Raw genomic sequence first — 6,323 nt, 5'->3', positions numbered from 1 at the left:
GGGTGATGGTGCCCACGGTCACCCCCAGCTGGTCTGCGAGGGCCCGGTGGGTTGGCAGCCGGGTGTTGGGCGTCAGCGCCCCTGTGCCGATGGCCTGTTCTATCGCCTTGACCAGCTTGAGGTAAAGGGGGCCTTCGAAGGCCGAGAGTTCGGGAATCCAGATTGTCATGGTGACAATAAATCCATTGATCCATTTGTGTCGTCAATATAGCGTGGTTTTCAGCCTGTTCACAACCAAATAGCTCACATTGTACCGATACAATGTGGCAAGAAAGGAGTCACCTCATGACCATCGAATGGTATGCCACCCTGTTTGGCTTCGCCCTGCTCACCTGCGGCACCCCGGGGCCCAACAACCTGATGTTGACGGCATCCGGTGCCAACTTCGGGGTGCGCCGCACCCTGCCACACCTGATCGGGGTGGTGGTCGGCCAGCCGGTGCTGCAACTGGTGCTGGCGCTGGGCTTCTATCCGCTGTTCGAGCGCTGGCCCCTGCTCAAGCTGAGCCTGCAGGTGCTGGGCAGCCTCTATCTGCTGTGGCTGGCCTGGCGCATCGCCGTGGCCGGTGCCCCCGGCGATCCGGCGAGGCGTGCCCGCCCGCTGACTCTGCTGGAAGGGCTGGGCTTTCAGTTCCTCAATCCCAAGGCCTGGATGATGGGGATCTCCGCCATCAGTCTGTTCAGCTTGCCGGGGAGCGACTACTGGCCGAGCCTGTGGGGCATCATGTCCGTCTTCCCCATGGCGGGGCTGCCGGTCTGCTTTGCCTGGGTGCTGTTCGGCCATCAGCTCAGTCGCTGGATCAACTCGGACCGGGGCTGGCGCCGCCTCAATGGCAGTCTGGGTGCGCTCACCGCCTTGTGCGTGGTGATGCTCTGGTATTAATGACAGCCTGATTATTGATGCAAAGAAATGCATTGCCGGCCTTGTCGTCAGGGGAGAGGCTCTGCATATTAGGAGGCTTGCCCCATGTCGGGTTGCTGGTATCAAAAGAGGTTGAGATGGATCTGAACTGGTTATTGCCCCTGGCGGGTTTTGCGTTGATCACTTGTGGTACGCCGGGTCCCAATAACATGCTGCTCACCAGTGCCGGGGCCGCACAGGGATTTGGACGTAGCCTGCCGCTGCTGGTGGGGGTGGTTGGCGGCATCAATCTGATGATCCTGGCTACGGCCCTGGGTCTTGGGGTGCTGTTTGACCGGGTGCCGCTGTTGCACGACGGCCTCAAGGTGGCGGGCTCGCTCTATCTGTTGTGGCTGGCCTGGAAGGTGGCCAACGCCAGCGGCCCGGCCGAGGGAAGCCGACCGCTGATCCCGGCCCATCAGGGCGCCCTGCTGCAACTGCTCAATCCCAAGGCCTGGATGATGGCACTCTCCGCCATCAGCGGCTTCACCCTGGCGGGGGAGGCCTACTGGCCTTCGGCATTCTGGGTACTGGGGATCTTCTTCCTGACCGGGCTCTACACGGGAGCATTCTGGGTACTGTTCGGTGCCCAGGTGCGCCGCCTCATTCACACGGCCCGTGGCTGGCGCCGTTTTAATCTTGGCATGGGGCTGGCGACTGCCGCCTGCGTGCTGATGATCTGGATCTAGGCATTGGCCTGAACCTGCTGTCTTGTTGGCCCTGCGGGGCCTTTTTTGTCCGTATTATGCACCGTAACCCAGAGGGCGAGGCGGCGCGAGAGGAGAGCGAATGAAATGCATAGGTATGCTGGGTGGCATGAGCTGGGAGTCTACCGTCAGCTATTATCAGGCGCTCAACCGAGGAGTCAGGACGCGGCTCGGGGGCCTGCACTCGGCGCGGGTGCTGCTGAGCAGCGTCGATTTTGCCGAAATAGAGCGGCTGCAACATGCCGGAGACTGGCCCGCGACCGCCCTGCTGCTCGGCAAGGCGGCCCAGAGTCTGCAAGCTGGCGGGGCCGACTGTCTGCTGATCGCCACCAACACCATGCACAAGGTGGCCGACGAGATAGCCGCCTCCGTTGATATTCCCCTGCTGCATATCGCCGATGCCACCGCCCGGCGCCTGCGCGAGGATGGCATCGACACTGTGGGGCTGCTTGGCACCCGCTTCACCATGGAGCAGGATTTCTACAAGGGGCGCCTGCGGGACAAGTTCGGACTCAAGGTGCTGGTACCAACGGCGGCGGCCCAGGCGAGGGTGCATCGCATCATTTATGAGGAGCTTTGCCAGAGTGAAATAAAGGAGGCATCCCGGGCCGATTACCTGGCCATCATAGGGGAACTGGCGGCGGCAGGGGCCGAGGCAGTGATCCTGGGCTGCACCGAGATAGCCCTGCTGGTCGGGGAGTCACCGGCCGCGGTGCCGCTCTATGACACCACAGTTCTGCATGCGGAGGCCGCAGTGGCCTGGTCTCTCGACGAGCCGATTTGACGCCAGTCGGCGCGGGTTCCCGTCAGTCGTCAAAAACTGTAATCGATTGGCTCCCTTATTGGTCGTATCACGCTTGTCTTGATGCCGGTCAGATCGCATATCACTCTTTGTGGCATAGTCCTAGGCGCAAAAGTGTGTAAAATTGCGCCCTGAATTTTGGCCGAGCCTTTGGCCAGACTCCCTCTCAAGCAAGGCGGACCCGGTGACAGAAGTAGACAGATTCGCAGACATTCGCCCCTATCAAGATGATGAAGTTCCCGCGGCCATAGAGCGTCTGATCCAGGACGATGAGTTCATCGGTGCCATCGCCAAGTACCGTTTCGGCGCCTTGATGAAGTGGTTCGGCTGGGCGCTGCGCCCGTTGATCCGGTACTTCCTGCGCAGCAAGTGGCGCCATGTCACCACAGTGCATCAGGTGCAGATGGGGGTGACCCGCTACATGAACCGCATGATAGGCAGTTCCACCAAGGGGGTGACTTTCTCCGGCATCGAGCACCTCAAGCAGGGGCAGGGTTATCTGTTTGTCTCCAACCACAGGGACATCGCCATGGATCCCGCCTTCGTCAACTGGGGGCTGCATACCCATGGTTTCGAGACGGTACGCATCGCCATCGGTGACAACCTGCTGCGCAAACCCTGCGCCACCGAGCTGATGAAGCTCAACAAGAGCTTCATCGTCAAGCGCTCCGCCAAGGGACCACGGGAGATGATGAAGGTGCTGGGCGAGCTGTCGGCCTACATCGGTCAATCGGTCCACGAAGGGCACTCCATCTGGATAGCCCAGCGGGAAGGGCGCGCCAAGAACGGCGATGACAAGACGGATCCCGCCATCCTCAAGATGTTCTACGTCGATGGCAAGAAGCAGAAGATCCCCTTCGTCGACTATATGCGCAGCCTCAACATAGTGCCGGTCAGCATCAGCTACGAGCTGGACCCGACCGACAAGGCCAAGGCGCGCGAGCTTTATGAGAAGTCCGTCAACGGCAGCTACGAAAAAGGCGAGTTTGAGGATATCGAGAGCATAGTGGCCGGTATCGTCGGCCAGAAGGGGCGCGTCCATGTCGCCTTTGGCGCGCCCATCACCGAGGGCTTCGAGGATCCGGACCAGCTGGCGGCGCTGATCGACAAAGCCATCTGGGGCAACTATCGCCTCTTCCCCGGCAATTACCTGGCGGCAGATGTGCCCAACAAGGCCAACACCCTGGAGCAGGCGGCATTCTTGACCCGCCAGTCCGAGGTGCCGGAGGAGCACAAGGCCATCTGGCGCGCCATGTACGCCAAGCCGGTCGAGAATGCCAGCAAGGTGCAATAAATCAGGCTGCACACTAAAAAAACGGGAGCTTAGGCTCCCGTTTTTGCGCCTGGTCAAAGTTGGTGGCAATCGAGTAGTGAATAATATTGTTTCAGCTGGTACGATAATCTGGAGAGTGAGCGGGTATCTCTTGGCAAGTCACGGGCGACTGTGCAACAGTGGTTTGGCGCCAACCGGATGACCCCGACTCCTCTCGGTCTGCATGGATTGCAGGCGGTGCTAGACAAGGACCTTTGACGGGTCCTTTTTCATTGGCAGGCAAAGATAGACGGCGAATACACCTAAGGATGCGCATCTCATGATCACCGGCAGTCTGGAAACGTTACAACGTACCCCCTTGCCCACCCCGCTGGCTCGCATCATGGCCGAGGTGGTGAAAGACGTCGCGCACTGGGTGAATGCGCCCCTTGGCAAAAGCGATGTCGATGGATTGCGGCTGTTTTGCCTGGTGAGCGAGGAGCTGACGGAGCCCGTCGCCGCTCGCCGCGGCGAGTTTCATGAACAGTATCTGGATATCCAGCTGCTGCTGCGTGGTGAGGAGTGGATAGGCGTCGGGCCTCATGCCTACGTCGATGACGGCGCCGATCACCCCCATCCCGACCTCTGGTTCGTCGATGACGAGCAGACCAGTTATCTGGCGTTGCAGCCCGGCGAGTTTGCCATCTTCTGGCCGGGAGAACTGCATCGCCCTCTCTGTACCCTGACTACCCCCGCCAAGGTGAAAAAGCTGGTGGTCAAGGTTCACAAGGATCTGCTGGCGGAGTGCTAACCAGCAGCGCGGGGCCCCAGGCTCACGACAAGACCGATTCCGATGAGCGGTGGCTTGTCCCGAATTGAAGGCTCGATGGGTGTGCTAGGCACTCACTGTATTGAAAAATTGGGCGCACTTTCCTGCGGCCATAAGCCCCCGGCAGGGGAAATCCCATCCCTCGCGGATGACACGACACTGTCGGCGTAACGCCGGCTCACAGGAAGATGTAGAAGATGAGCAAGTTGGTACTGATCCTTAACTGCGGTAGCTCTTCCCTGAAATTTGCCGTCATGGATGCCACAACAGGCGAGGACATGCTGTCCGGTCTGGCCGAATGCTTCAATCTGGATGATGCCCGTATCAAATGGAAACTCCATGGGGTCAAGGGTGAAGCCATGCTGGGGGCGGGTGCCGCGCACCAGGCCGCCCTCGACCACATAGTGAGCCAGATCCTGCCCCAGGATCCCTCTCTGGCCGAGCAGTTGGTGGCCATAGGACATCGCATCGTACACGGTGGCGAGCAGTTCTCCCGCTCGGTACGCATCGATGATGCCGTCATCGCCGGTATCGAAGCCGCCATCCCGTTCGCCCCCCTGCACAACCCGGCCCACCTCATCGGCATTCGCGCCGCATTGCAGGTGTTCCCGGCGCTGGCGAACAAGAACGTGGCCGTGTTCGACACCGCCTTCCACCAGACGCTGCCGCAAGAGGCGTATCTCTACGCACTGCCCCACACCCTCTATCGCGAGCATGGCATCCGTCGCTACGGCGCCCACGGCACCTCTCACCGCTTCATCGCCGAGGAGACCGCCAAGGCACTGGGCAAGCCCCTGGCCGAGCTCAACATGATCAACTGCCACCTGGGCAATGGCGCCTCCGTCTGCGCGGTGCGCAATGGCGAGTCGGTCGATACCTCCATGGGGCTGACGCCGCTGGAAGGGCTGGCCATGGGCACCCGCAGTGGCGACATCGATCCGGCCGTGGTGTTTTTCATGCACGATCAGCTGGGGTTCAGCGTGGATAAGATAAACCATGTGCTGACCCGCGAGTCCGGTCTGCTGGGGTTGACCGAGGTGAGCAGCGATTGTCGCTATGTCACCTCCAACTATCCCCAGGAAGAGCATGCCAAGCGGGCGCTGGATGTGTTCACCTATCGGGTGGCCAAATACGTGGGGGCCTATGCTGCCGCCATGGAGGGTCGTCTCGATGCGCTGGTGTTCACCGGCGGGATTGGCGAGAACGCCGCGCTGGTGCGCGAGCTGGTGCTGGGCCGTCTGGCCCTGTTCGGCTTCAAGGTGGATGAAGCGGCCAACGCGGCGGCCGTCCTCGGTGGCGAGGGTCGCATCACGGCCGAAGGCAGCCGTCTGGCACTGGTGATCCCCACCAATGAAGAGCTGGTGATCGCCCGTGACGCCCTGGCGCTGGTTGGTTGAGGTAGTCCCATCCCATAGACAACGCCGGCCATGAGCCGGCGTTGTTGTCTCATTCATCAGCCGGTTTGACATATACCGCCAGATCCGTACTCTGGCCGATTCGTTGCAAAGAGGAGCAGATGGCATGAGAGAAGCGTTCTTCGCCTGGTTGACCGGACAGGGCATAGCGATTACCAACCCCATGGCGTTGGGCATCGCTATCGCCTTCATAGTGCTCACCTCCATGGTGCTGCATCTGGTGCTGCACCGCTATGTGTTGGTTGCCCTGACCAACCAGCTCGGGCGCTGGCTGCAGGTCTGGCTACCCCCCCTGTTGCAACATAAGATGTTCAACCGCTTCGCCTTCGCCCTGCAGGGCGGCGTGCTGCTGGCCCAGGCCGAGATCTGGCTGGCGGGTTATGTCGAGAGCCTGCACCTGATAGAGACGGTCGCCCAG

7 protein-coding genes and 1 pseudogene are annotated in these 6,323 nt (G+C 60.9%); 7 read left to right on the top strand and 1 reads right to left on the bottom strand.

What is annotated here, in order from left to right:
- On the bottom strand, positions 1-169 hold a 169-nt coding region (locus G113_RS20785), incomplete at its 3' end, for a GntR family transcriptional regulator (RefSeq protein ID WP_005908471.1).
- A 116-nt stretch (positions 170-285) separates the two neighbouring features.
- Between G113_RS20785 and G113_RS18425 the strand changes: the two genes are divergently transcribed.
- From G113_RS18425 to G113_RS18395, 7 genes and pseudogenes are all read left to right on the top strand, one after another.
- Positions 286-882, top strand: coding sequence for a LysE family translocator (locus G113_RS18425; RefSeq protein WP_005908470.1), 597 nt, complete (start codon positions 286-288; stop codon positions 880-882).
- 116 nt (positions 883-998) lie between these two features.
- The gene (locus G113_RS18420) at positions 999-1,589 is read left to right on the top strand and encodes a LysE family translocator (RefSeq protein ID WP_005908469.1); all 591 of its coding nucleotides are present in this window, start codon (positions 999-1,001) and stop codon (positions 1,587-1,589) included.
- Between the two features lie 100 nt (positions 1,590-1,689).
- Positions 1,690-2,391, top strand: a complete 702-nt coding sequence (locus G113_RS18415; RefSeq protein WP_005908468.1) for an aspartate/glutamate racemase family protein — start codon at positions 1,690-1,692, stop codon at positions 2,389-2,391.
- Between the two features lie 202 nt (positions 2,392-2,593).
- A complete protein-coding gene (locus G113_RS18410) occupies positions 2,594-3,703 on the top strand; it encodes a 1-acyl-sn-glycerol-3-phosphate acyltransferase (protein ID WP_005908467.1) in 1,110 nt (369 codons plus the stop codon).
- Positions 3,704-4,001: 298 nt separating this feature from the next.
- On the top strand, positions 4,002-4,472 hold the full coding sequence (locus G113_RS18405) for a YhcH/YjgK/YiaL family protein (RefSeq protein WP_005908465.1): 471 nt from the start codon (positions 4,002-4,004) through the stop codon (positions 4,470-4,472).
- A 215-nt stretch (positions 4,473-4,687) separates the two neighbouring features.
- On the top strand, positions 4,688-5,887 hold the full coding sequence (locus G113_RS18400; RefSeq protein WP_005908463.1) for an acetate kinase: 1,200 nt from the start codon (positions 4,688-4,690) through the stop codon (positions 5,885-5,887).
- Positions 5,888-6,011: 124 nt separating this feature from the next.
- Positions 6,012-6,323: pseudogene (locus G113_RS18395) on the top strand (miniconductance mechanosensitive channel); the annotation flags it as partial.

It is taken from the genome of Aeromonas molluscorum 848, from assembly GCF_000388115.1.
Classification (GTDB): domain Bacteria; phylum Pseudomonadota; class Gammaproteobacteria; order Enterobacterales; family Aeromonadaceae; genus Aeromonas; species Aeromonas molluscorum.
This window is presented reverse-complemented; position numbering and strand designations above follow the sequence as displayed.